We start from the raw sequence: 25511 nt of genomic DNA on the forward strand, positions 1-25511 counted from the left end.
TTGCGGCGATGCCGGGGCCGGGAGCGGGACCCGTGACGGCCGCGACGCTCAGCGGCCGGCGTGGGACTCGACCAGGGCCTGGGTCACACAGCGGACGCTGCGGGCGATGTGCTGGAGCTGCAGCAGCTCGGCGGCGTACAGCTTGATGGTGTGCTCGATGACCGACTCGGGCATCCCCAGCCGGGGCAGGTCGGCGCGCGCGGTCTGCAGGGCGGTGCGGGCCACCCGGATCTCCTGCTGGACCTGGATCTGGGCGTGACGGCCGAGCAGCACCGGCTGACGCAGCATGAGCGGGTAGCTCGCGTACCGGGCGGGCACCAGCTCCCGCAGCCACTTCGCGGCCGAACGCTCCCAGTCGTAGCTGCCGGGGGTCTTGACCTGGCACGGCCAGTCCGGGCTGATGCGCTGCGTCGTCGTCAGAGTCATGGTCATCGCTTCCGGGTGTGCGGCGTCGGGACGGGTGGTCCGACGTTTTGTGGGGCGGCCCCGGTCCAGGGGATGACCGGGGCCGCCACGGGCGCTCGCGTGAGCGGCGCCCCGAGCACCCTGGGCGCCGGCGTGGGTAGGGGACGACGGCTTCGGGTGCCCGTACAGGAGCCCTGCGCGGGCGGGTGCGGCCGTGAGCAGTATTTATATATACCGACGGGTTTGCAAGGCGTATGAAAACATTCATGTGCGATGTGCCCGCAATGATCCCCTTGCCCTTTTACGGGGGAGGGGGGTGGTCGTTCGTCCGCTCGCCGGCGGGTCACTCGCGCAGGAAGAACTGATGCTGCTCGGCGATCTGCTCGTACTCCTCCAGCCGCGCCTGGGTGCGCTCCGGGCCCGCGTCGGTCATGGCCTGGAGCACCGCGGCCGCCATCACCCCGGGCGCGGCGTAGGAGTCGAACACCAGCCGGGACCCGGTGCCGGTGGCGAAGGTGACGTCGGCCTCGTCGGCCATCGGGCCGAGCGCCAGATCGGTGATCAGCGCGACCTTCAGACCGGCGCTGCGCGCGACCCTTACGGCCGTCAGCGTCTCCTGCGCGTGCCGGGGCATCGAGAACGCCAGCACCCACGTCCCGCCCGCCTCCCGGGACTGCAGCAGCGCGTCGTAGGCGACGCTGCCGCCCCGGGTCACCAGGCGGACGTCCGGATGGACCCGGCGGGCGGCGTAGGCGAAGTACTCGGCGAGCGAGGCCGAGATCCTGAAACCCAGGATGGTCAGCGGCGTCGACTGCGACAGCGCCCGCCCGACCTCGATCACCCGGTCCGGGTCGGCGAAGTCCCGCCGCAGGTTCTCCAGGTTCTCGATCTCCGCGTCGACCGCCGCCTGGAGTTCGTTGCTGCGGTTCACCTCGTCCGGGGCGGGGCCGCCGGCCAGGGTGCCGAGCGCGATCGACTGGAGCTTCTCGCGCAGCGCGGGATAGCCGCTGAAGCCGACCGCCGCGGCGAACCGGGTCACCGAGGGCTGGCTGACGCCCACCCGGTCGGCGAGGTCGGTGATCGACAGGAACGCCGCCTCGGTGATGTGCTCGATCAGATACTGGGCGATGCGCCGTTGTCCCGGTGACAGATGGGGCCCGTCGAAAAGGGCCCTGAGCCGGGAGGTCGGGGACACCTCCGCCTCCGGATCCGTCTTGCCCGAGGTGATCGCTGATGCCTGTGCGCGTGCCTGTTGCGGCGATGGCACCGGTGCGCCTCCTTTGTCTCCCACGCAGCTCAACATAGCTCACGGAGCGTGCGGGACAGCGTGCCCGAGGCCCCGCCGGTCGCACACCCCACCGGCCATTACCGCTGGTAAATCGTGATCGAGTGACCGACCTCGTCCACCTCGTGGCTGGACCTGATCAGCCGGGCGAGCGGCCCCCTGGCCCGGGCCGCGGCCGAGTCCGACACGGCCATCACCCCGTGCACCTTGCGCAGCGGGGCGCGCCGGGGATCGGAGGCGTGGATGCCGTAGAACGAGGGCACACCGCTGCCCTTGTAGACGAGCCAGACCCGTTCGCCCGCGTAGCGTCCGCGCAGCCGGTCCGCGAGCCGGCCGAGGTCCTGGCCCCAGTCCACGTTGGAGTCGTGCAGCCACAGATGCGTCTTCGCCGGGCCGCCGAACGCCTCGTTGGAGTACGGCAGGTAGAAGGGGAACGTCCGCAGCGAGCTGACGGCGACGAACGCCACCAGCGCCCAGGTCGCCACCCGCCGCCACCGCCATCGCACCGCCAGGACGCAGCCGGCGGCCACCGCCAGGAACATCGGCAGGAACACCGCGTACCGGGTGCCGAAGTTCCGTGACCCGGTCATCGCGGAGGCCAGCAGGACCGCCGCCGGGACCAGCACGTACGGCGCCGCGGGCCGCAGCCGCCGTACCGTCACCAGGGCGACCGCGCCCGCCGCCCACAGCGCGAGCATGCCGAGCGGGGTCTTCACCACCAGCGCGACCGGCAGGTAGTACCAGCGCGAGCCGGAGTAGACATGCCCGAACAGGAAGCCCGACCAGGACTGGTTCTCCAGCCCGAACTGCATCCGCATGCCGTCCCGGTACGCCGCCGGCAGGGGCAGCAGCCGCACCAGCAGCCCGCGCGGCCCGTGCACCACGGGGACGTGCGTCTGGCGGGGATCCCAGCGCAGCCGGGGGTCCACCACGAGAAACGTCAGCCAGACGACGGCCACGGCCGCCGCCGCCACCACGGCCCCCGCGGCCAGGGCCCGGCGCACCCGCCGCAGCCCCACCGACCAGGCCGCCAGGGCCACGAACACGGGTACGGCGGGCAGCGCGCTCATCTTCGTGGCGAGGGCGGCGCCGAGCGCGGCCCCGGCGAGCGGCAGGTACCGCCGGGCCCGTCCGGAGCGGCGGGCCCGCCACAGCAGCCAGGCCGAGGTCAGCAGGAAACCGGCCGTCGGGACGTCCAGCGTCGCCAGCGAACCGTGCGCGATCACATCGGGGGAGAAGGCGTACAGGGCGAGCGCGGCCAGGGCGGGGACGGGCCCGGCGAGATCACGGGCGAAGGCGAACACCACGAGCCCGAACAGCAGCGTCAGGACGATCACGGGCAGTCGCGCCCACAGCATCAGCCGCCAGGGGTCGTTGCCCGACTCGTAGAGCAGATGCCGGCCCGCGGCCGTCTGGTCGCCGGTGAAGCGCGGGTCCACGTGCGGGTCGGCGAGCGCCACACCGGCCGCGACGACCAGCTTGCCCAGGGGCGGGTGCTCGGGGTTGTACCGGATCCGGTGCTCGTGCAGATAGTCGGCGGCCGTGGCCACGTACACCGGCTCGTCGACGGTCGGCGTCTGCTGCGCGGCGGTGGTCACCATCGCCGCGGCCATCTGGGCGAGGAGGACCGCCACCAGCAGCGGCACGAGCCAGGGTCTGCGGCGGACCGGGGCCGAGGGGCGTGACCGCATGGCCGCCGCACCGGTGACCGGTTGCGGGGCCCGTTCCGTGATCCTGTGCCGTGTGCGCGTCATCATCCGCCCCGCGGTGTCACCCGCGGGGCGGCGGCGGGAGCGGTCCGCGGTGGCCACAGGGCCACTGTGCACCAGCTCCCGCCTTCAGGGGCGTTACCGCTTCAGGAGTCGTACCGACAGACCGTCCGCCGTGTACACAGGTACGGCGCGCAGCGTGGCGGAGTTCAGCTCCACCTTGTCGAACTGGCCGCGCAGCGCGCAGGAGTCGATCACCGGGACGACGTCCCCGGCACGGGCGGGCTGCTTGTCGTCCAGGCGCAGCGAGAGCACCGAGCCCTGGCCGAGGGTCACCCGGCCGGACACGGTGAGCGCGGCGCCGTGGCCCCGGCGCAGCTCCAGCTCCAGCGTCGCCCCCTTCGACTGCGTCCAGGCGCCGCGCACCCGCACCGGCTGCTCGGCGCGGACCGTGCCGCCGGTGAGCCGGACATCGCCCTGGCCGAGCGCGTTGGCGTGACCCGCGACGAGGGTGCCCTCCGCCACGACCGTGCCGCCGTGGTAGCGGTTGTGGCCGGTCAGGGTGAGGGTGCCGGAGCCGAGCTTGGTCAGCGAGCCGTCGCCCTCGATGTCGTTGCGCCAGGCGTCGGCCGCGTGGAAGCCGCCCTTCGAGGCGTCCAGGGTGACCGTCACGTCGGAGTCGAGGGAGCCGTAGCCGTCGGCGGCGGCGAACAGGTTCAGCCGGCCCCACTGCTCGAAGCCGTCCAGCAGCACGTACCCCGAGGGCAGAGCGGTGGTGCGCAGCACCTCGCGGCGCTGCTCGGCGCTCAGGTAGGGCTGGCGGGTCTCCAGCAGCACCTCGGCGCCCTTGGGCACGGTCAGGGGCTCCTTGCGGCCCTCGCGCTCCAGGATGTACGTCAGGCGCGGCTCGGCGTCACGCCGGTTGGCCTCGCGGTCGGCGTACGCGTCGGAGGCGTCCGCGTGCGCGTAGGCGAACAGCGTGTCGGCCGTCGTGCCCGTCCTGCCCGTGAAGTAGGCGAGGGCCTGGGCGCGGGCGGCGGCCTTCAGGTCGGCGTTGGCCGGGTCGGCGAGGGTGGCCGCGGCGAGCGCGGTGGCCATGATGCGGCCGCCCATGACGTCGACCGTGGAGTGCATGCCGGACATGATCCGGGTGTGGCTGAGCTCCAGGGCGCGGGTCACCAGCTCCTGGAACCGCTCGGGCACGGCGTACGCGAACGCCAGCGCCGCCAGGTGGAAGGCGTTGGTGTGGCCGCTCGGGAAGCCGCCGTCGTCGGTCGCCGAGGTGCCGCGCTGGCGCAGCAGCTGGGGCACGACGACGACCTTCGAGTCGTAGACGGGGTAGCCGAGCGCGTCGGTCCTGCCGGTGTCGACGACCTCGCTGTTCTCGTTCATACGCCAAGGACGCGGGTACTGGAAGGCGTACTTGCCCGGGTTGCCCGAGGCGTACGGGCCGCGCACGGTGTCCACGAGCTTGGCGACCTGGCCGAGGTCGGAGGTGTACGAACCGGCGCCGAGCGCGGAACCGGCGGGCGCGCCGGCGGGCACCGCGTCGCTGATCGTGGTCGCGGGCGTGGTGTCCGGCGCGCTGGTGATCGAGGTGACCGCCTTGGCTCCGGCCTTGTACAGGTCGGCCAGGGGGCCGAGGCCCGCGATCATCGCGTAGCTCTGGTGCTGGCGGTCGTAGACGAACGCCTCCTTGCCCTGGGCCTCCGTGCGGGCGCCGGTGAGGGCGGCGCAGTAGCGCATGTTGGCGCGCAGGATCTCGGGCCGCAGCGGGGTGCCGGTGTTCCAGGCCGAGCCGGTCTTCCACACCTGCGCGAAGCCGCCGAGGACCCGCACCACGGCGTTGGTCTCGGGCGTGAGGTTGGTCAGGACGTTCGTCTTGTAGTCGTCGACGAACGGGAGCGGGCTTGTGGCGGCCTTGGCGTCGGCGGCGCCCAGCCAGGACACCAGCGTCGGGGCGGCGACCAGGGCCGCGGAGCCGCCGAAGGAGACCTTCAGAAAGCGCCTTCTGTTCACGGCCGAGGAAACGGTGGACCCGGCGGGTGACGGCATGGATGTGCCTCTCTTGAGTTCTTCGGCCGTGGGGCCAGAGGGGAAGAGATGTGATCACGTGCGGCTCGTGGGCCTGGTGACGACTCCTGAGCCGGATGACGCGTACGAGCGAAGATCTACGGCCGGGCTGTGTCGCTTCTGCGAGGGCCCGGCGACCGGTACATGACCTGTGGGTGAACGGGAGAGCGGTTTCTCACAGGAGCGCGGTTTCTCCCAGGAGGGCCCGCGCGAGCGCCACCGCGCCCAGGACCGGCGGCCCGGTCAGCCGCCGTGGGCGCGCTCCCGGTACGGCGGCCCGGAGCGCGGCGGTGAACGCCTCGTGGAGCGCGGGCTGGTGCAGGATCGTGCCACCCGCCACCACCACGTCGTCGACCGCGACCCCGCGGGCGGCGAGCCGGGCGACGAGCGCGGCGAGCGCCGCGCCCGCCTCGGCGATCACGGCACGGGCGGGCGCGGAGCCGGCGTCGGCGGCCGCGAAGACCACGGGCGCGTGCCGGCCCCACTCGGCGGAGACGTCCTGAGCGGCTTCGAGGGCCGCGCCGAGCGCGGGCACCTCGGGTACGCCGAACGCGGCGAGGAGACCGGCCGCGAGGGCGTCCGGCTCGGCGCCGCGGTCATGGGCGGCCCATACGGCCCGGGCCGCCTCCCGGACGAGTCCGGCGGCGCCGCCCTCGTCGCCGAGGACCGCGCCCCAGCCGCCGACCTGCACGGGGGTGCCGTCGGGCAGCAGGCCCACCGCGACCGAACCGGTGCCGGCCACCAGGCCGGCCCCCTTGTCCAGTCCCGCGGCGGGCACGAGAAGCTCGGCGTCGCCCACGATGTGCGCGGGAACGCCGAGAAGTTCCTGAACGGCGGCGCGGATCTGCGCGCACTGCCGGGGGGTCTCGCAGGCGTGCGCCCCCACGGCGAGCGCGGCGGGGCGCGCGCCCGAGGGCAGCGACTCGTGGACGAGCGCGGCCAGCCAGCGAGCGGCCGCCGCGGTGTCGTGCGGCCGCCAGCCACTGCTGGGTCCGACACGGTCGGCCACGACGTCCTCACCCGCCATCGCGCGGAGATGCGTCTTGGTACCGCCCACGTCGACGCCGACCACGAGGGGGCACGAAGGGGGAGAGTCCTGCACGGATCCTCTTTCGTCGTTGCATACGAGCTGCGACGGTGGGCGAAACCGTGACCTGCGGAATTACGGGTTTCTGGTGAACTAGGGAAGCCCCGGGACGGGCTTCTGACGAGCACGGCAGGCGAGTACCGTGAAGTTCGTTAGGAAGTTAACTAACGAAGTACAGTGCGTCAAGAGAAGTCGCGCACTCGACCTCCGCGGCCCCCTTCCGGGCCGTCGCGGGGCGGGAACGCGCGCCGTCGTCGCATCCTTTCGCCGCAGCCCGCCGATCCGATCGGCCGGGTGCGCGGCCCGGTACCCGTGTGGGGGAAACTGTGGAACACGACGTGGCGGAAGCCCCCCGCCTGACCGAGAGCGCCAGCGCGGTCTTCGCCGTGCTGGCCCAGGCGAGCAGGGCCACCCGGCCGCAGCTCGCCAGTCTGGCGGGGCTCTCCAAGCCGACCGTCTCCTCCGCCGTGGCGGAGCTGGAGGGCGCCCGGCTCGCCGCGCACTACGGCACCGCCTCCAGCGGCACCGGCCGCTCCGCCGCCGTATACCGTCTCGGCCCCGTCGCCGGCGCCGTCCTGGCCGTCGACCTCGGCCCCGCGCACACCCGGGTCAGGGGCTGCGCCCTGGACGGCACCCTGCTCGCCGAGGCCACCGCCCCCCGCAAGGACGCGGCCGACGCCGTACGCGAGGCGCTCGCCGCGCTGCCCGAAGGGGCTCCGCTGCGCTCCATCGTGGTCGCCGTCGGTGACGTCACCGCGCGGGACCTCCAGGGCAGCGGGATGCGCCCGGCCACCGCCAAGGCGGGCCCGGTCTTCGACGCGATGGCCGTGGCCCTGCCCCCGGGCGTGCCCGTCCATCTCGAGAACAACGTCAACTGCGCCGCGCTCGCCGAGCTGCACGAGGGCGCCGCCCGCGGCCGGCACACCTTCGGCTACTTGCGGATCGGCGTCGGCATCGGTCTCGGCATCGTCGTCGGCGGCCAGGTGCTGCGCGGCTCGAACGGCGCCGCCGGTGAGCTCGCCCGGCTGCCCTACCCCTGGGACGACGGCCGTGAGCCGCGCCGGGAGGCCCTGGAGGAGTACATCGGGGCCCGCTCCCTGCTGCGCCGGGCCAAGGAGGCCTGGGCGGAGCGGGACGGGCCGTGTCCGCGCACCACGGACCGGCTCTTCGCCCTGGCCGGGGAGGGCCGGGCCACGGCCCGTGCCGTCGTCGACCGCCATGCCGTCGACGTGGGGCGGCTCGCCGCCGCCGTGACGGCCGTGCTGGACCCGGGCCTGATCGTGCTGGGCGGCAGCACCGGCGCCGATCCGGGCCTGCTGGCGGGGGTCCGGGCCGAGCTGAACCGGCTGAGCTGGCCCACCGAGGTGGTGAGCAGCACGGTCGGCGATTTCGGCACGGTCGCGGGCGCCGCGAGACTCGCGGTCGCCCGGGGAGTCCAAACCGTGACCCAGGCCGCGCGGCCCAAGGATTGACGCCTTCCGACTCGGTCTGCCAATGTCCGGACAAGCGCTTTCTAAGTCGGTCGGGACATCGGCTTGGGGAAGAGCGTCCCGCCGGTACACGAAGATGTACGGCAGCCATGTGAGGGCGTGCTCACGAGGCGGCGGCCCAGGAGGCCGGGGAACGCACCCACAGGGAAGACGCGGCCGGGCGAGGCCGCGCCCCCGGAAAGCAAATTTCTGCACAATGCACCCGTGCCGCTCGGTCGGCGCCGTGCTCCGTCTCGTATGACGAAAAGGGATCGAAGATGACCACTGTGGGTGTGCGGCGCTCCCGCCGTCTCGGCCGCGGCGGCATGCGCCGCCTGGTTCCCCTCGCTGCCGTGGCCACGGCAGGTGCCCTGATGCTCACCGCCTGCGGAGGCGGCTCCGAATCGGGCGGGAACGCCAAGTCGCTGACGTTCTGGATCTCCACGGTTCCGGGGCAGGACGCGGGCTGGAAGAAGCTCGTGGCGCAGTACAAGAAGGAAGAGGGCGTCAACGTCAAGCTCGTCAACATCCCGTACGACGGGTACACGACGAAGCTGCACAACGCCGCGCAGGCGAACTCCCTGCCCGACGTCGCCGCCGTGCCGGCGCTGGACCCGATCTGGTCGAGCAAGCTGATCGACCTCAGCTCCATCGCCAACAACAAGAGCAACAACATCAACGCCAACTTCCTCGCCAAGGACTCGTCCGGGAAGGTGCTGTCCATCCCCTCGGACGTCACCGCGTCCGGCCTGTTCATCAACAAGACCCTGTTCGAGAAGGCCGGCGTCTCCTTCCCGGCCTCGCCCGACAAGACGTGGACCTGGACCGACTTCATCGCGGCGGCGAACAAGGTCCGCGAGAAGACCAAGGCCAAGTACTCGCTGACCTTCGACCAGTCGCCGTCCCGGCTCCGCGCCATGGTGTACGAGATGGGCGGGCAGTACGTCCACGCGGACTCCTCCGGCAAGTTCTCGGTGGACGAGGCGACCAAGAAGGCCGTGAACACCTTCGTCGGATGGAACGACGACAAGACCATGCCGAAGTCGGTGTGGACCAGCGGCGCCGACCCGTCCGCCATGTTCCAGAGCGGTGACGTGGTCGCCTACTGGTCCGGCGTGTGGCAGGTCGCCTCCTTCGCGGACAGCATCAAGAAGTTCGAGTGGGCGAGCGTCCCGACCCCCGCCCAGCCGGTGCAGGCCAGCGACGTCAACAGCGGCGGCATGACGGTGGGCTTCAACAACAACAGCGAGGGCGCCACCGCCGCGAAGAAGTTCCTGTCCTGGCTGTACGAGCCGGCCCACTACAAGACGCTCTGTGAGACGTCCGGCTTCCTGCCCGTCGAGAGCGGTCTGAACCCGGAGTACCCCTTCACGTCCGAGGCGGCGCAGGCGGCGTTCAAGCTGTACAACGAGGAGATCCCGCTCTACGCGCCGATCTCCGGCTACTTCAACACCGCGCAGACGAACTGGGTGCTGAAGGGCAAGAGCCTCACCGAGGACCCGACGAAGACGGAGCTCGGCAAGGCGATCAACGGTCAGCAGTCGGCCGACAAGGCCCTGGAGAACATCGTGGCCGGCTACAACCAGCAGGTCGGCGGCGCCTCGTAAGCCACAGGGCCGGGCGGCGGTGTCCCGACACCGCCGCCCGGCCCTGGCCGGTCCATGTGACGCCGGGCTCATGGCCTGAGCCCACAGGAATCCATTCCACCAGCACGGAGTCAGGAAGATGACAAAACGCGCCTCGGACGTGTCCGTGAGCCCGCCCAGGAGACGCAATAAGTACACCCTTGCGCCGCTCGTCCTCATCGCGGCCAATGTCGTGCTCTTCGCGCTGTTCTTCGTCTGGCCGGCGGTGATCGGGCTCGTCTACTCGTTCACGAACTACACGGGCGTGGGGGCGTTCCAGTTCATCGGACTGGACAACTACTCGAACCTGTTCGGGGACTCCACCTTCTACGACGCGCTGACCCGGACGCTGCTGTACGCCGTGCTCTTCGTCCCGCTGAACTTCGTGGTCTCGCTGCTCGCCGCGAACCTGGTGGTGAGCAAGCACGCGAAGGGCGGGTCGGTCGCCCGTGTCGTCTTCTTCATCCCGTGGCTGCTGTCGCCCATCGTCGTGGGTGTGCTGTGGCGCTGGATGTTCGGTGAGAACTTCGGACTGGTCAACTACGTCATCGAGAAGTTCGGCGGAAGCGCCGTTCCGTGGCAGTCGGACGCGGACCTGTCGCTGATCGTGGTGGTCATGGCGGCCTCCTGGGCCTGGACGGGTTTCTCGATGCTGCTGTTCATCGCGGCGATCAAGAACGTACCGGTGTCGTACTACGAGGCGGCCTCGCTCGACGGCGCCGGACCGTGGCGCCAGTTCTTCAGCATCACGCTGCCGAGCATCGCGCCCACCTCGTTCATCGTCATCCTGCTCAACACGATCAACGCGATGAAGGAATACCCGGTGTTCGTCGCCCTCAACAACGGCGGACCCGGCACGTCGAACAACCTGCTCGTCCAGTACATCTACGAGACCGGCTTCAAACGGGGCCAGATCGGCTACGCGAGCGCCGCGTCCTTCGTGCTCATGCTCATCCTGATGGCCGTCGCGATCGTCCAGCTGATCGTCAACCGGCGGGTGGAGAACCGATGACAACCACAGACATGGCACCCCCGGTCGACAAGGGCCCCGGACGACCCGTCTCCAAGAAGCGCCCCCGCGGTGCTGCCACCGGTGGCCTCCGGCAGGCTGTGTCCGCGACGACACTGCTGTGGATCATGGCGTGCCTGTACGGGTTCCCGGTGCTGTGGTTCGTCCTCAGCTCCCTCAAACCGGCCAGCGACCTGTTCTCCTATCCGCTGACGCTGGTGCCGCACAACCCCACCCTGTCGGGTTTCAAGGCGGCGTGGGAAAGCGCCAACTTCTCGCAGTACTTCATCAACACGGCCATCGTGTGCGTGATCACGACGATCCTCACGGTGGGTGTCAGCTGCTGCACCGGTTACGCCCTGGCCAAGTACGACAACAAGTGGCTCAAGGTCTTCTTCATCTGCATCCTGGCCACCACGATGCTGCCCTCCGAGGTCATGCTCGCCCCGGAGTTCCTGGTCGTCCGCAACCTCGGTCTCTACAACTCGTTCGCCGGCATCATCCTCCCGGCCGTCCTCACCGCGACCGGATGCTTCATGTTCCGCCAGTTCTTCCTGACGGTTCCCGACGAACTCGTGGAAGCGGCACGCATCGACGGCGCCAAGGAGCTGTCGATCTTCCTGCGGATCATGGTGCCGCTCTCTCGGCCCATCATGCTGACGCTGGCCATCCTGTCCTTCCAGTGGCGCTGGAACGACTACATCTGGCCGCTGCTGATGCTCAACGACCCCAACAAGTTCACCGTGCAGATCGGCATCCAGAGCATCGTCGGCGCACAGAACATCAACTGGTCGGTCCTGCTCGGCGCCTCGGTCATCTCCATGATCCCGCTGATCGCCATCTTCCTGGTCTTCCAGCGCTACGTCATGGGCGCCGACATCAATGCCGGACTGAAGGACTGATCTTGCCCACCCCGCTCGACCACGAGTTCGTCCGCGCGGCGGCGCGCGCCGCCGACCGGCTCGCCGCCCCGACGGCGGCCGGCCCCGGCGGGGAACCCGCCGGTGTGTCGCACCGTGGTCTGGCACGCCGGGTGAAGACCCTGGTCGCGGCGTACCTCTCCGAGGACTCGGCACTGCGCGGCAGCGGGCGGGCCATCGCCGCCACGACGACCCACCTGCGCGCCCTGCGGGCCGTGCAGACCACCACCGGCCTCTTCGCCGGCGGCGACAACGTGCAGTCGCCGCCGGACTCGGCCTTCACCGTCAACGACGTGTGCGACGCGCATGTCCTCGCCGCCGGGGCGGGGCCGGAACTGCACGAGGTCACGGCCGCGCTCGCGGAGATCGCCGACGCCGCCTCCGGCAGTCTGCTGACCGGTGGGGTGCACACCCCGAACCACCGCTGGGAGCTGTGCGCGGCGCTGGCCCGGCTGCACCGGTCGTTCCCCGACGACCGGCTGCTCGCCCGTATCGAGGAGTGGCTCTCCGAGGGCGTCGACATCGACGCGGACGGCCTGTACTCGGAACGGAGCGCCAACTACGCCGCCCACGTCTCCAACCCTTCGCTGCTCCTGCTGGCCGACGTCCTCGGCCGCGCCGACCTGCGGGACGCCGTCGAGCGCAACCTCACCGCCACCCTGGACCTCATCAGGCCGGACGGCACGGTGGAGACCGTCCACTCGCGACGGCAGGACCAGAACCACGCGTTCCCGCTGGCGCCCTATCTGCCGCACTACCGGCTGCTCGCGGTCCGCACCGGCCGGGGCGACTTCAGCCGGGCGGCCCGGCTGGCGGCCGCCGCCGGCATCGACGACCCCGGTCTGCTCGCCGAGACCCTCCTCACCCCGGACCTGTGCCGGCCACTGCCCGCTCCGGCCCGGGAGACACTGCCCCGCGACCGCTACCTCAGCACCGCCCGTCTCGCCGCACGCGCCTCGGCCACCGCGCACACGGTGGTGTACGGCGGCTCCGACGTGCCCGAGCACCGGCGCATCCGCTCGGGCCTCGCCTGCAATCCCACCTTCCTGCGTCTGTTCGCCGGCGCCGCCGTCCTCGACGCGGTCCGTCTCTCGCGGGGGTTCTTCGACCTGGGCCCGTTCCGCGCCGCCGCCGTGCGACGGCCCGCCGACCACCGGTACCTGCTCACCCAAACCCTCACGGCCGCCTACTACCGGCCGCTGCCGCCGCAGCGGCGGCAGGACGACGGCGCCTACCGCATGGCGGACGAGGGACGCTTCTCGGCCGCCATGGCCTTCCCGGACCGGCCTCGGGACGAGGTCTCCCACACGACCCGCGTCGAGGTGGACCTGCGGGAGGACGGTGCCGACCTGCGGATCGACATCAGCGGACCACGGGTGCCCTGGGCCCTCGAACTGACCTTCCGGCCCGGTGGTGTACTCGAGGGCGCCGAACCGATCGGCGACGGGCGCTGGTGCCTGACCACCGGGCCGATGACCTACCGGGTCGGCGACGACGAGATCCGGATCGAGGCCGGCGTCGAGGCGGGCGAACCGCTCGCCGGTCCGGACCGCGGCGACGTACTGCGGTACGACCCGGGGCAGGACTACACCGTGGTGGGCGGCACCGACGCGACGACCGGGAACCGCGTCCACCTCGGTGGACACGGCCCGCACACCCTGACCGTCGCCCTGCGCGCCCACCGGCCCGCACCCGTCGGGTGACTCCGACCACCCACGCCATGGCCCTCTCAGGCATGAAGGACTGATCCCCGTGCACCTCCTCCACCAGCGCGCCCCGCTGCACGACCTTCCGGACACCCCGGAGGCGTACGACGCCGTCCTCGCCGACGTCGTCGAGCAGGCCCTGGCCCGCCTCACGCCGGAGGGCAGCCTCGAACACCCCGACTGCGTCGACGACATCGGCGACACCTCCCTCGGCATCACCTCCCTGCTGGCCCTCGCCTGGCAGCGCGGCAAGGACCCGCGGCTGCCCGAGGCGGTGCGCCACAGCCTCGCCTTCCACCTGGACGAGCGGGTCTACCGCGACGACAACCCCGGCTACCCGAACCTGAGACTCCGCGACGCCGGTCTGCCCTACGCCCGCTACACCCTCGCGGCCGGCGCGCATCCCATCGGTGACTGGCCGAGCACGGTGTGGGCGCTGCTCCAGGCGGTGAACCTCCTCGACCTGGCCGACGGACTGGTCGACGACAAGCAGCAAGCCGCACTGCTGGAGGTGGCGCGGGGCTACTGGAGCTGGCTCACCGAGGCCACCTTCTTCAACCCGCAGGAGGCCGGCAACCAGGCCATCGGCTGTGTGGTGGGCGGACTGATGCTGGCCCGGCACCTCGCCCCCGAGGAGGCCGAGCCGGTCCGCGCGCGGGCCCTCGCACTGTACGGCGAGAAGATCCGCGCCCACCGGGTCGCCGACCGCGGCGCCCTCCTGCCCCCCGAGCACGGCGGCGCCTACGACAACAACTACGGCCCCATCTCCCTCTCCTTCCTCGCCCAGGCCCACCGGATCAGCGGCGAGGACGTCTTCGCCGAGGACGGCGACGCCCTCGCCCGCTACCTCGACGCCCGCCTCACGCACGGCGGCTTCGACAACGGCGGCCCCCGCTACAGCGAGCAGCACTCCGCCTTCGAGTCCGTGCTCGGCCTGCGCTATTTCGGCGCCCGCATCGGCTCCGACCTGGGCCGCTACCGGGGCGACAGCCGCTGGGCCCGGCACGCCGTCAAGCCGGACGGCGGGGTCGACGGCCACTTCGCGTGGATGCTGGTCTGGCAGATCCAGGACACCACCCCCTGGCATCGGGAGCCGTCCACCCGGGCAGCGCGGCACCAGCTGCGGGCCGGCACGGTCTCCGTAGCCTTCGACGACCGGATGACCCCGGCCGTGATCGAGGCCGGCGGCAGCTATCTGCTGCCCGCCGCCGTGCACCGCCAGCACGGCTTCGGCCCCGTCACCGACGGCTTCCTGCTGTGCCGCCCGATGGGCGAGGTCCGCGTCCGCGACGTCCGCGCCGACGGGCTGACCGCCAAGCTGGTCACCAAGCCGGTCGTCGGCCGCGACCACGTCCTGCGCCATGTGCGCTCCCTGTACGTCACCGACGGCACCACCCTGTGGACGACGGTCGCCGTGGAACGCCTCGACGGCAGCCCCTACCTGCTGGCCGGCCTGCCCTACGCCGAGGACGACGGCGACCGGGTCCGGCGTACGGCGCACGCGCCCGTCTCCTCGGCGGGCACCCTGCGCCTGACCCACCCCGAGGCCACGGGCCCCGACCACTTCGACGCCCGCGCCGAGCTCACCCAGGAACAGGCCGCCTTCGCCCTCGCGGAGGACCCGCGCGGCTACGGCAACCCGGACCAGGGCTGGGCCCACCTCGTGCGGTCGAGCGCCCTGGAGGCCGGTCCGGTCGCCGATGCCCCGGACGACCTGCATGTCTTCGCGGTGCGCTACGGCACCGAGGAGCCGTCCGGCGTGTCCGTGGCGTGGACGCGGGAGGGGCTGGCCGTGACCACGGACGCCTTCACCGCCGTACTCGGACCGGACGACGCACACGCCGAGCCGCAGCTGACGCTGCGCGCCGCCGTCAGCCGCTGACCGGAGTCCGCAGCAGGTGGGCGGGCAGCCGGGCGTCCCGGAGGCAGTGGGGCGGGAGCGACAGCCCGAACCGGCGCTCCAGGACGCCCAGGCTGCGCCGGTACGCGGTCCGGGGCCGCCCGTCCTCGGGCGGGAGGTACGTCCTCCCGCCCGGGCCGAGGATCCCCGCCGCGACCAGCTCGGGCACCAGCAGGTTGCGTCTCGGTCCCCAGCGCCGGTGCTCCGCCGACAGCCCGTACCCGCACAGCACCTCGCCGTCGCGCGCGTAGTGGACGGCGGGCGGCTCCGGGGCGTCGTCCCCGTCCGGCTCGTACCGCACGGCCTCGACGCCGCCCCGGGACATCTCCGCGAGCCGGGCCGCACCCCGGGAGTCCCCGTATTCCGCGGCGAACGCCCACCCCGCGCTCTCGCCCACCCGCACCAGGCCGTCCCGGTGCCCGCCGGGCCGGTACCAGGCCACCAGGAGGCCGAACACCTCGTCCTCCGTGCCGGTCTCCACCGGCCCGTCCGGGGCCGCCCCCATCCGCACGGCGAGCTCCTCGGGGGAGATGCCGCGCGCGAACACGATCCCGGACGCCCCGCCGTCCAGGTCCGCCAGCCACACGATGCCTTCGATCATGTTCCCGAAGCTAGCGCGGGCCACTGACACCGGACCCGACCAGCAGATCGGCGCGGTCCCGGGTGGCCGCCACCAGCTCGGCGTTGCGCTGGTCGCTGCGCATCACCCACGCCACCGCCTCCTCGTGCCCCTTGCCGAACTCCTCGTGCCGCGCGATCAGCCGCCGTACCCGCTCCTCCTCGTCCGACTCGACGAACCACACCTCGTCCAGCTCGGCCCGCACGCGCGCCCACGCGCCCGTGCCGAGCAGGAGGTAGTTCCCCTCCGTGACCACCAGGCGGGCGGCCGGCTCCACCGCTATCGCCCCCGCGAGCGGCTGCTCCAGCACCCGCTCGAAACCCGGCGCGTAGACCACGTCCGTGCTGTCGGCGGGCTCCTCCCGCAGCCGCCGCAGCAGCGCCGCGTACCCGGCCGCGTCGAAGGTGTCCGGCGCACCCTTGCGATCCCGGCGGCCGAGCCGCTCCAGCTCGGCGTCGGCGAGGTGGAAGCCGTCCATCGGGACCTGCGCCGCCCACGGCCCGCCGCCGGCGTTCAGTTCCCGTACCAGCCGCTCGGCGAGGGTCGTCTTGCCGGCGCCGGGGCTGCCGGCGATCCCGAGGAGCGCGCGAGGCCTGCCGGAACCGGCGAGGGAACGGGCCCGGTGCAGCAGATCGTCGAAAGTGAGCACACAGCAGAGTGTCGCAGTCTCCTGGAAGGAGACCCGCAGAGATCGACAGGGAGGGAAAGGAGGGCGACCGTGTCCGACGACGAGGCACAGATCCGCACCCTGATCACCCGCTGGGCCGACGCCGTCCACCGCGGCGACCTCGACGCCGTCCTCGCCGGCCACGCCGAGGACCTCGTCATGTACGACGTGCCGGCACCGCACGAGGGCATCCGGGGCCTGGCCGCCTACCGCGCCTGCTGGCCGCCGTTCTTCGCCTGGCAGGCCCAGGGCGCCCGCTTCGACATCGACACCCTCGACGTCACCGCAGGCCACGACGTCGCCTACGCCCATGCCCTGCTGCGCTGCGGAACCCCGCAGGAACTCGCCGAGAGCCCCACCCTGCGGCTGCGTCTCACCTTCGGCCTGCGCAAGGAGCACGGCCGCTGGCTGATCGCGCACGAACACCACTCCTTCCCCCACGACTGACGCACGACCGACGTCATACCTGCGCGGATCCCGGGGAACCGGACCCTGTATGACGACGACGCTCGGCCTCCCCGAAGCCATCCAGGCCTGCCTCTTCGACCTCGACGGGGTCGTCACCCGGACGGCCGTGGTGCACGCGGCCGCCTGGAAGGAGACCTTCGACGCCTTCCTGCACGCACGCGAGGGCGCGGGATTCCGCCCGTTCGACGCGGGCGAGGACTACGACGAGTACGTCGACGGCCGCCCGCGCGCCGACGGGGTGCGCACCTTCCTCGCCTCCCGGGACATCCACCTGCCCGAGGGCGGTCCCGACGACCCGCCCGACGCACCCACCGTCCACGGCCTCGGCAACCGCAAGAACGAGATCCTCCTGGAGAAGATCCGCACCGAGGGCGTCCGGCCCTACGACGGCACCCTCCACTACATCGAGGCGGCCCGCGCGCGGGGACTGCGCACGGCGATCGTCTCCTCCAGCGCCAACACCCGGGACGTCCTGCGCTCGATCGGCGCCGAGCACCTCTTCGACGTACGGATCGACGGGGTCGTGGCGGCCGAGCGGGGCCTGCCGGGCAAGCCGCGCCCCGACACCTTCCTCGCCGCCGCCCGCGACCTCGGCGTCCCGCCGACCCGGGCGGCCGTCTTCGAGGACGCGCTGGCCGGGATGGACGCCGGGCGCGCCGGGAACTTCGGGTACGTCGTGGGCGTTGACCGCGTCGGACAGACCGACGCGCTGTACGCGCACGGCGCCGACGTCGTCGTCAGGGACCTCGAGGACCTCGCGGACCTTCGGCAGCGGGGAGGGCGGGCGTGATCACCCACCGGTCGTACACCGTGGAGCCGTGGTGCGTGCGCGAGACGGCCCTGGGCCTCGACGTCCTCGCGCAGAGCGAGTCGGTCTTCGCCCTGTCCAACGGGCACGTCGGCTGGCGCGGCAACCTCGACGAGGGCGAACCGCACGGCCTGCCCGGCTCCTACCTCAACGGCGTCCACGAACTCCACCCCCTGCCCTACGCCGAGGCGGGCTACGGCTACCCGGAGTCCGGACAGACCGTCATCAACGTCACCAACGGCAAGGTCCTGCGACTCCTCGTCGACGACGAGCCCTTCGACCTGCGCTACGGCCGCCTCGTCGCCCATGAGCGGGTGCTGGACCTGCGCCGCGGCGTCCTGGAGCGCAGCTGCGAGTGGACCTCCCCGGCCGGCACCACGGTCCGGGTGCGCTCGACCCGGCTGGTCTCCCTCACCCAGCGGGCCGTCGCCGCCGTCGCCTACGAGGTGGAGGCCGTCGGCGCCCGCTCCCGGGTCGTGATCCAGTCCGAGCTGGTCGCCAACGAGAGCCTGCCCGACCCGAACGGCGACCCGCGCGCCGCCCGCGCCCTGAAGTCGCCGCTGGAGCCCGAGGAGGACGTCGCCGTCGGCAACCGGCTGCGCCTGGTGCACCGCACGAAACGCAGCGGGCTGCGGGTGGCCGTCGCCGCCGACCACACCGTCACCGGACCCGAGCGGACCACGACGAGCAGCGAGAGCAATGTGGACGTGGCCCGGCTGACCGTCACCTCCGTGCTGGAGCCGGGCGAGACGCTGCGGGTCGAGAAGCTCGTCGCGCACGGCTGGTCCGGCGCCCGCTCCCGGCCCGCGATGAGCGACCAGGTGGAGGCCGCCCTCGCCGCCGCCGGACACAGCGGCTGGCAGGGCCTCCTCGACGAGCAGAAGGCCTGCCTCGACGACTTCTGGGCCCGCGCCGACGTCGAGGTCGACGGCGACGAGGAGATCCAGCAGGCCGTCCGCTTCGCCCTCTTCCACGTCTTCCAGGCGGGCGCCCGCGCCGAGCAGCGCGCCATCCCCGCCAAGGGCCTGACCGGCTCCGGCTACGACGGACACGCCTTCTGGGACACCGAGACCTTCGTGCTGCCCCTGCTCACCTACACCGCGCCCGACGCCGTCGCCGAGGCCCTGCGCTGGCGGCAGAACACCCTGCCCGCCGCCCGGGAGCGCGCGGCCCAGCTCGGCCTGAGCGGCGCCGCGTTCCCCTGGCGGACCATCGAGGGCTCCGAGGGTTCGGCGTACTGGCCGGCCGGCACCGCCGCCTTCCATGTCAACGCCGACATCGCCGACGCCGTCGTACGGTACGTGGCGGCCACCGGCGACCTCGGCTTCGAAGCGACCACGGGCGTCGAACTGCTGGTGGAGACCGCCCGGCTGTGGCGCTCGCTGGGCCACCACGACACCCACGGCACCTTCCACATCGACGGCGTCACCGGCCCCGACGAGTACAGCGCGGTCGCCGACGACAACACGTACACCAACCTGATGGCCCGCGCGAACCTCCTCTCGGCCGCCGACGCCGTCGAACGTCACCCCGAGGCGGCGGCCCGGCTCGGCGTGGACGAGGAGGAGAGCGCCGCCTGGCGGGACGCGGCCGAGGCCGTGCACATCCCCTTCAACCACGAGCTCGGCGTGCACGAACAGCACGCCGGCTTCACCCGCTACCAGCACTGGGACTTCGCCGGCACCCGCCCCGACCAGTACCCGCTGCTGCTGCACTTCCCGTACTTCGACCTCTACCGCAAACAGGTCGTCAAACAGGCCGACCTGGTCCTCGCGATGTACACCTGCGGCGGCCACTTCGACGACGAGCAGCTCGCCCGCAACTTCGCCTACTACGAGCCCCTGACCGTCCGCGACTCCTCGCTGTCCGCCTGCTGCCAGGCCGTGATCGCCGCCCAGGCCGGCCATCTGCGCCTCGCCTACGACTACACGGCCGAGGCCGCGCTGATGGACCTGGCCGACCTGGAGCAGAACACCCGCGACGGGCTGCACATCGCCTCCCTCGCCGGCACCTGGACCGCCCTGGTGGCCGGCTTCGGCGGACTGCGCCGCGACGGCACCGGCCTGCGCTTCGCGCCCCGGCTCCCGGAGCGGTTCAGCCGGCTCGCGTTCAGCGTCCAGCTCCTCGGCAGCCGGCTGCGCGTGGAGATCGGCCCCGACAAGGCGACGTACACCCTCCTCTCCGGCGGCCCCCTGACGATCCGCCACCACGGCACGCCCCTCACGGTGAACGGGGACGGCCCCGTGATGCGCCCGGTACCGCCCCCGCCGGTCCGTCAGGCGCCGGCCCAGCCGCCGCACCGCTCACCGAAGAGCCGTTGAGCCGTACAGGTGTTTCCCGGCCGCTGTGCCCAGGTAGGTAGGGGATGTCGGTGACGGCGACGGGCGAGGGGGAGTGGCATGGCGGCGGAGCACGGACACGAGGGCCGGCTGGGCGGGGAGTTCTTCACACCGGGAGGCTCGTCCTTCACCGAGTTCCTGGCGGCGCACCGGCCCGGACTGCTTCCCACCCGCCCGCCGTTCCCCGACGGCGTCCGCGCGGCCCCCGACGCCTTCCCGCACGGCACCACGGTCCTCGCCCTCTCCTACCGCGACGGCGTCCTGATCGCGGGCGACCGCCGCGCCACGATGGGCAACCTCATCGCCCAGCGCGACCTGGAGAAGGTGCACCCGGCGGACGACCACACCGCCGTCGCCTTCGCCGGCACCGTCGGCCTCGCCCTGGACATGGTGAAGCTGTACCAGGTCGAGCTGACCCACTTCGAGAAGGTCGAGGGCATCCCGATGACCCTCGGCGCCAAGGCCCGCCGGCTCGCCACGATGATCCGGCAGAACCTGGGCCAGGCCATGCAGGGCCTCGCCGTCGTCCCGCTCCTCGCGGGCTACGACTTCTCCGCCCCCGAGGGCGCCCGGGGCCGTATCTTCAGCTTCGACGTGGCCGGCGGCCTCTACGAGAAGGCGCCCTTCCACGCCGAGGGCTCCGGCTCCCCGTACGCCCGGGGAGCCCTGAAGAAGCTGTTCCGGGCCGACATGACCCGCCGGGAAGCGGCCCTGACCGCACTCCAGGCCCTCTACGACGCCGCCGACGACGACTCGGCCACCGGCGGCCCGGACATCAACCGCCGCATCTTCCCGAGGGTCTCACTCATCACCGAGGAAGGCTTCGAACGCCTCCCGGAAGAGGAGACGGAGACCCTGACCCGAGAAATGGTGCAACACCGCAGCACGAGGCCGGACGGCCCCCACGCAACCCCGTGACGATCAACACCCTTCTTTCTGAGGGGCGCGGGGCTCTGCTCATATGCGGCTCCGCCGCGGGGCGCGACAAGCCACGACGAACCCGCACCCGACCACGCACCCTCAACCCCCCACGACCCACTCCTTCCGCCACCGCGCAATCTGATGAGCGGGATCCCCGGTGTACGACCACGGCGCACGCGTCGCCCGCCGCCCCAGCACCCGGAGCAACGGCGCCGCCACCTCCTCCGCATCCGCGCAACAGGCGGCATGCGCAAGGTAGTTGAAGTCCCGCAGCTCACCAGGGGCGACGACCGAGTCCGGCCGCCCGGTGATCCACCGCTCCCAGGTGCGCCGTACGTCGCTCACCGCCCCGTCGTTGTTCCAGTGCTGGGCGAGCCCCACCCGGGCGGGCCGGCCCTGGGCGGTGTCGGCGGCGAACCGGTACTCCTCGACCCGGGCGTACTGCACCAGGACCGGCAGCGGGCACCCCGGCGGGGCCACCCCCGCCGCGTCGCGCGCGAAGTCGTACATCAGGCCGTGCGAGCCGTGCCAGCGGGCGGAGTAGTAGTGCAGCACCTGGAGGTGTCCCTCCATGCTGTACGGATCGCGCTGGTGCAACTCGTCCCACCAGCGCGCGAGTTCCTGCCGGCGCACCCCGGACGCGTAGAGCCGCGCCACCGAGATCAGCGAGACCCAGGGCGTGGGGTCGGCCGGGTACGCCTCGGCCGCCGACAGACAGGCCAGCACCGCCGCGTCGATCCGCTGCTGGTCGATCTCCGTCCCCCGGCCCGCGGCGATGGCCAGGTTGAACGCCCTGGCGGTCTCGGTCGCCGCCCGCAGCACAAGGGCGTCCGCGCTGTGCGGTTCGGCGGCCAGCCAGGTCTCCACCGTGGAACTGCCCGCGCAGACCTGCGCCAGCAGCCGTACCCGGTGGCCCCGGGCGAGCCAGTCCGGGCCGGTCGTGCGCAGCAGTTCCCGCAGGCCCTGCCAGCGGCCGATGACGATGTCGTGCCGGGCGGAGGAGAGGGACACATCCCCGCAGTCGGGGTCGAACTCGGGAGTGAAGCGGTCACGCGCCATCGCTCGGGTCCCCTCAGAAGTCGGTGGGGAGACCCTCGTAGGCGGTGGAGTGGGCGGCCGCGTGGCCGTCGGGCGCGTAGTCGGCCTCGACGGTCCGTGAGGCGTCCAGGCGGGCCGGGCGGTAGTAGTCGCTGCCCTTGCGCCAGTACCAGAGCATCGGGACCAGCCCCACGGCGAGCCCGCCGATGCCGATGGCGATCGCCGCCGGCTCCAGTTCGCCGAGCGACTCCGCGAAGATCCAGAACATGAACAGCGCGCCGAACAGCGGCCACAGCCCGCCGAGCAGGAAGTCCGACGGGGACCGCAGCAGGGTCTTGCGGTAGGCCACCACCGCCGCGAGCCCGGCGAGGCCGTAGTAGATCGCGATCTGCAGGCCGATCGCCGAGATCGCGTCGGCGAGGATGTCGCCCACCGAGCCCAGCGCGTTGGAGGCCACGAACAGCACCAGCGCCACCCCGCCGACCACGGCGATCGCGATCCAGGGCGTGTTCCAGGTGCGGTGCACCCGGCCCAGCGCGGACGGCATCGTACGGTCGCGGCCCATCGCGAACAGCGAACGCGTGACCTGGATGAGCGTGGTCTCCAGGGTGGCGATCGTCGACAGCATCACCGCGATGATCAGCAGCTTGCCGCCCCAGCCCGGGATGAGTTCCTCGCCGAGCGCGGCGAGCACATTGGCGCCGTTGTCGTCGATCTGCTGGGCGCTGAGGATGACGTTCACCGCGATGGTGAACACCTCGAAGAGCAGGAACACGATGCCGACGCCGATCAGGCCCGCGAGACCGGTCGTGCGGCGGCTGTTGCGGGTCTCCTCGCTGAGGTTGCTGGTGACGTCCCAGCCCCAGTAGTAGAACGCCGCGACCAGCGCCCCCGAGGCGAAGCCGGAGACCCCGTCGAAGTGGCTGAACCCGAGCCAGGACCAGTCGAACGGCAGCGCGTTGTCCTGGGAGTGGAAGCAGGCGAGCAGCGCGAACAGCGCCAGGATCGCCAGCTCCACGCCCGACATGATCAGCTGGGCGCGCACGGTGAGCCGGGCCCCGCCCAGCACCACCGCCAGCATCACGACGAACCAGGCCGCGCCCACCACGGTCGACAGCGCGGTGTTGTCGGCGAGCCCCTCGTCGAAGAGGGCGAGGGTCATCGAGCCGGCCGGCAGCGAGCCCGCCACCATGAAGATCGTCGCGGAGACGACCAGCGCCCAGCCGCTGAGGAAGCCCAGGAACGGGTGGAGGGTGCGGCCCACCCAGGAGTAGCTGGCTCCCGCGTTCACATCGATCCGGCTGAGCCGGCTGAAGGCGAGCGCGATGCCCAGCATGGGTATCGCGCAGTACAGCAGCGCCGCCGGGCTGGCCAGGCCCACCGCGCCGACCAGGACCGCCGTCGTGGCGGCGATGGAGTACGCCGGGGCACTGCCCGCGACCGCCATCACCACCGTGTCGAAGGTGCCGAGGACGTTCGCCTGCAGCCCTCTTCCGGTGCTGTTGCTCATGCTCGTGCTGCTTTCCGTCGTGCACATGGGGGGTGTGGGTGGAGCGCCGCCGGGCACCGAGGGGTTGACCTCGGACAACGTCGACGGGGAAAGCCACGGCGGTTACCGTTCCGCTAAGCGTCGCGGGACGGTCACACCGAGTGTGCGAGTGATGATAACCCCACCTCTTGAGCTTTCAAGATTGACGGGTGGGTAACGTGCGCCCCCTCGCGCGCCCCCGGCGCCGATTCACTCCCCGATCCGGTCCAGCTGGCGCAGCCGGTTGGTGGCGTCCAGGGCGGCGACCTTGTACGACTCGGCCAGCGTCGGGTAGTTGAACACGGCGTCGACCAGGTAGTCGACCGTGCCGCCGCAGCCCATCACCGACTGCCCGATGTGGATCAGCTCGGTGGCGCCGGTCCCGAAGCAGTGCACGCCGAGGAGGGTGCGGTCCTCGGGTGACACCAGCAGCTTCAGCATGCCGTGCGCGTCGCCGATGATCTGCCCGCGGGCCAGCTCCCGGTACCGGGCGACCCCCACCTCGAACGGCACGCTGTCCTCGGTGAGCTGGTCCTCCGTCCGCCCCACGAAGCTGATCTCCGGGATGGTGTAGATCCCGATCGGCTGGAGCCGGTGCATCCGTCCGACCGGCTCCCCACAGGCGTGGTACGCGGCCGCCCGGCCCTGCTCCATCGAGGTCGCCGCCAGCGCCGGGAAACCGATCACGTCCCCCACGGCGTAGATGTGCGGCACACGCGTACGGTAGTGCTCGTCGACCTCGATCCGGCCGCGCGGATCGGCCGCCAACCCGGCCTTGTCCAGCTCGAGTTCGTCGGTCAGGCCCTGCCGGCCCGCCGAGTACATCACCGCGTCCGCCGGTATCTTCTTGCCGCTGGCCAGCACGGTCAGCGTGCCCCGCGGATGCCGCTCCACGGCCGCGACGGTCTCCCCGAACCGGAAGGTGACCGCGAGATCGCGCAGATGGTACTTGAGCGACTCGATGACCTCGACGTCGCACATGTCGAGCATCCCGGCCCGCTTCTCCACCACCGTGACCTTGCTGCCGAGCGCGGCGAACATGGAGGCGTACTCCATGCCGATCACCCCCGCGCCCACGATCACCATGGACCGCGGCACCCGCTCGACCGTCAGGACGTTGTCGGAGTCGAGGATGGTCCGCCCGTCGAACTCCACGCTCTCCGGCCGCGCCGGCCGGGTCCCGGTGGCGATGACGATGTGCTCGGCGCTGATCGTCCGCTCCCGGCCGCCCGCCTCGCGCAGGGCGACGGTGTGGTCGTCGACGAACCGGCCGGTGCCGGAGAACAGCGCGACGTGGTTGCGGGACAACTGGCTGCGGATGACGTCCGTCTCACGGCCCACCACATGCTGGGTGCGCGCGGTGAGATCGGCGACGGTGATGTCCTCCTTCAGCCGGTAGCTCTGCCCGTACAGATCGCGCTGGGTGAGACCGGTGAGGTACAGCACCGCCTCGCGCAGGGTCTTGGAGGGGATGGTGCCGGTGTGGAGGGAGACCCCGCCGACCATGTCGGGGCGGTCGACGACGGCTACGCGGCGGCCCAGTTTGGCCGCGGCGATGGCGGCCTTCTGGCCGCCGGGACCTGATCCGAGGACGAGCATGTCGAAGTCGGGCACCCTCCGCAGTGTGACAGCGAGGGGTGCCGCGGGGAAAGAGCGGAGAAGGATCTACGGCAGCAGCTTCTCGATCGCGGTCGGTCCCTCCTCGGCGAGCTTGCGCCGGGCCCATTCGAGGTTGCGCGGGGTGAGGTCGCGGCCGGTGGCCAGGACCATGTCCTCCGGCGACACCTCGGTGCCGGTGCGCGTGTGGAGCAGGTTGTCCGGGGTGACGCGGTCCTGGGCGGGTCGGGAGCCGCCCGGCTGTGAGGTCGGCATGGTGTCTGCTCCTCGCGTCCGAAGGAATGTACTAACACCATTCATCCTCACGGCGCACCCTGC

General features: G+C 72.0%; 21 protein-coding genes. 10 read left to right on the forward strand and 11 right to left on the reverse strand.

Annotated features, from left to right (window positions below; translation table 11 throughout):
• Positions 1-48: 48 nt before the first annotated feature.
• The 5 genes from ABZ464_RS36140 to ABZ464_RS36160 all read right to left on the reverse strand — a co-directional run bounded on the left by ABZ464_RS36140 (position 49) and on the right by ABZ464_RS36160 (position 6574).
• The gene (locus tag ABZ464_RS36140) at positions 49-432 is read right to left on the reverse strand and encodes a hypothetical protein (RefSeq protein WP_359284448.1); all 384 of its coding nucleotides are present in this window, start codon (positions 430-432) and stop codon (positions 49-51) included.
• A gap of 316 nt (positions 433-748) precedes the next feature.
• Positions 749-1672, reverse strand: coding sequence for a MurR/RpiR family transcriptional regulator (locus tag ABZ464_RS36145; protein WP_359284451.1), 924 nt, complete (start codon positions 1670-1672; stop codon positions 749-751).
• A 98-nt stretch (positions 1673-1770) separates the two neighbouring features.
• A complete protein-coding gene (locus ABZ464_RS36150; RefSeq protein ID WP_359284534.1) occupies positions 1771-3447 on the reverse strand; it encodes a phospholipid carrier-dependent glycosyltransferase in 1677 nt (558 codons plus the stop codon).
• 90 nt (positions 3448-3537) lie between these two features.
• Positions 3538-5454 carry a phosphatase PAP2 family protein gene (locus tag ABZ464_RS36155; protein ID WP_359284453.1) on the reverse strand — a complete coding sequence of 639 codons (1917 nt, stop codon included), beginning with the start codon at positions 5452-5454 and terminating at the stop codon, positions 3538-3540.
• Between the two features lie 193 nt (positions 5455-5647).
• Positions 5648-6574, reverse strand: coding sequence for a BadF/BadG/BcrA/BcrD ATPase family protein (locus ABZ464_RS36160; protein ID WP_359284455.1), 927 nt, complete (start codon positions 6572-6574; stop codon positions 5648-5650).
• Positions 6575-6897: 323 nt separating this feature from the next.
• Between ABZ464_RS36160 and ABZ464_RS36165 the strand changes: the two genes are divergently transcribed.
• From ABZ464_RS36165 to ABZ464_RS36190, 6 genes are all read left to right on the forward strand, one after another.
• The gene (locus ABZ464_RS36165) at positions 6898-8031 is read left to right on the forward strand and encodes an ROK family protein (RefSeq protein WP_359284458.1); all 1134 of its coding nucleotides are present in this window, start codon (positions 6898-6900) and stop codon (positions 8029-8031) included.
• Positions 8032-8306: 275 nt separating this feature from the next.
• A complete protein-coding gene (locus tag ABZ464_RS36170; RefSeq protein WP_359284460.1) occupies positions 8307-9635 on the forward strand; it encodes an extracellular solute-binding protein in 1329 nt (442 codons plus the stop codon).
• Between the two features lie 118 nt (positions 9636-9753).
• Positions 9754-10665 (forward strand): sugar ABC transporter permease, encoded by a 912-nt coding sequence (locus ABZ464_RS36175; protein ID WP_359284463.1) that lies wholly within the window; start codon positions 9754-9756, stop codon positions 10663-10665.
• Positions 10662-11564, forward strand: a complete 903-nt coding sequence (locus tag ABZ464_RS36180; protein WP_359284465.1) for a carbohydrate ABC transporter permease — start codon at positions 10662-10664, stop codon at positions 11562-11564. Before ABZ464_RS36175 ends, ABZ464_RS36180 begins: the two co-directional genes overlap by 4 nt.
• 2 nt (positions 11565-11566) lie before the next feature.
• On the forward strand, positions 11567-13285 hold the full coding sequence (locus ABZ464_RS36185) for a hypothetical protein (protein ID WP_359284468.1): 1719 nt from the start codon (positions 11567-11569) through the stop codon (positions 13283-13285).
• A gap of 49 nt (positions 13286-13334) precedes the next feature.
• The gene (locus tag ABZ464_RS36190; protein WP_359284471.1) at positions 13335-15170 is read left to right on the forward strand and encodes a hypothetical protein; all 1836 of its coding nucleotides are present in this window, start codon (positions 13335-13337) and stop codon (positions 15168-15170) included.
• Here ABZ464_RS36190 and ABZ464_RS36195 read toward each other — a convergent pair.
• Positions 15160-15789: a hypothetical protein gene (locus ABZ464_RS36195; protein WP_359284474.1), complete on the reverse strand. Its 630-nt coding sequence runs from the start codon at positions 15787-15789 to the stop codon at positions 15160-15162. The genes ABZ464_RS36190 and ABZ464_RS36195 overlap by 11 nt on opposite strands.
• A gap of 10 nt (positions 15790-15799) precedes the next feature.
• Positions 15800-16456 carry a nucleoside/nucleotide kinase family protein gene (locus ABZ464_RS36200; RefSeq protein ID WP_359284476.1) on the reverse strand — a complete coding sequence of 219 codons (657 nt, stop codon included), beginning with the start codon at positions 16454-16456 and terminating at the stop codon, positions 15800-15802.
• A gap of 69 nt (positions 16457-16525) precedes the next feature.
• Between ABZ464_RS36200 and ABZ464_RS36205 the strand changes: the two genes are divergently transcribed.
• The 4 genes from ABZ464_RS36205 (at position 16526) to prcB (ending at position 21007) form a co-directional block, all read left to right on the forward strand.
• Positions 16526-16921, forward strand: a complete 396-nt coding sequence (locus ABZ464_RS36205; RefSeq protein WP_359284479.1) for an SgcJ/EcaC family oxidoreductase — start codon at positions 16526-16528, stop codon at positions 16919-16921.
• Positions 16922-16970: 49 nt separating this feature from the next.
• Complete coding sequence (locus tag ABZ464_RS36210; protein ID WP_359284482.1) at positions 16971-17732, forward strand: beta-phosphoglucomutase family hydrolase; 762 nt, start codon at positions 16971-16973, stop codon at positions 17730-17732.
• Positions 17729-20071 carry a glycosyl hydrolase family 65 protein gene (locus tag ABZ464_RS36215; RefSeq protein WP_359284485.1) on the forward strand — a complete coding sequence of 781 codons (2343 nt, stop codon included), beginning with the start codon at positions 17729-17731 and terminating at the stop codon, positions 20069-20071. Before ABZ464_RS36210 ends, ABZ464_RS36215 begins: the two co-directional genes overlap by 4 nt.
• A gap of 78 nt (positions 20072-20149) precedes the next feature.
• Positions 20150-21007: a proteasome subunit beta gene (prcB, locus tag ABZ464_RS36220; protein WP_359284488.1), complete on the forward strand. Its 858-nt coding sequence runs from the start codon at positions 20150-20152 to the stop codon at positions 21005-21007.
• A 102-nt stretch (positions 21008-21109) separates the two neighbouring features.
• On the opposite strand, the gene ABZ464_RS36225 is transcribed toward prcB, so the two are convergent.
• The 4 genes from ABZ464_RS36225 to ABZ464_RS36240 all read right to left on the reverse strand — a co-directional run bounded on the left by ABZ464_RS36225 (position 21110) and on the right by ABZ464_RS36240 (position 25448).
• Entirely contained in the window at positions 21110-22069 is a 960-nt protein-coding gene (locus ABZ464_RS36225) for a hypothetical protein (protein WP_359284491.1), read from the reverse strand.
• Between the two features lie 13 nt (positions 22070-22082).
• Positions 22083-23558 carry an APC family permease gene (locus tag ABZ464_RS36230; RefSeq protein WP_359284494.1) on the reverse strand — a complete coding sequence of 492 codons (1476 nt, stop codon included), beginning with the start codon at positions 23556-23558 and terminating at the stop codon, positions 22083-22085.
• 228 nt (positions 23559-23786) lie between these two features.
• Complete coding sequence (sthA, locus tag ABZ464_RS36235; RefSeq protein WP_359284497.1) at positions 23787-25190, reverse strand: Si-specific NAD(P)(+) transhydrogenase; 1404 nt, start codon at positions 25188-25190, stop codon at positions 23787-23789.
• Between the two features lie 51 nt (positions 25191-25241).
• Positions 25242-25448 carry a hypothetical protein gene (locus ABZ464_RS36240; protein ID WP_359284500.1) on the reverse strand — a complete coding sequence of 69 codons (207 nt, stop codon included), beginning with the start codon at positions 25446-25448 and terminating at the stop codon, positions 25242-25244.
• Positions 25449-25511: the final 63 nt, after the last annotated feature.

The sequence above is a fragment of the Streptomyces sp. NPDC005820 genome (assembly GCF_040630255.1).
Classification (GTDB): domain Bacteria; phylum Actinomycetota; class Actinomycetes; order Streptomycetales; family Streptomycetaceae; genus Streptomyces.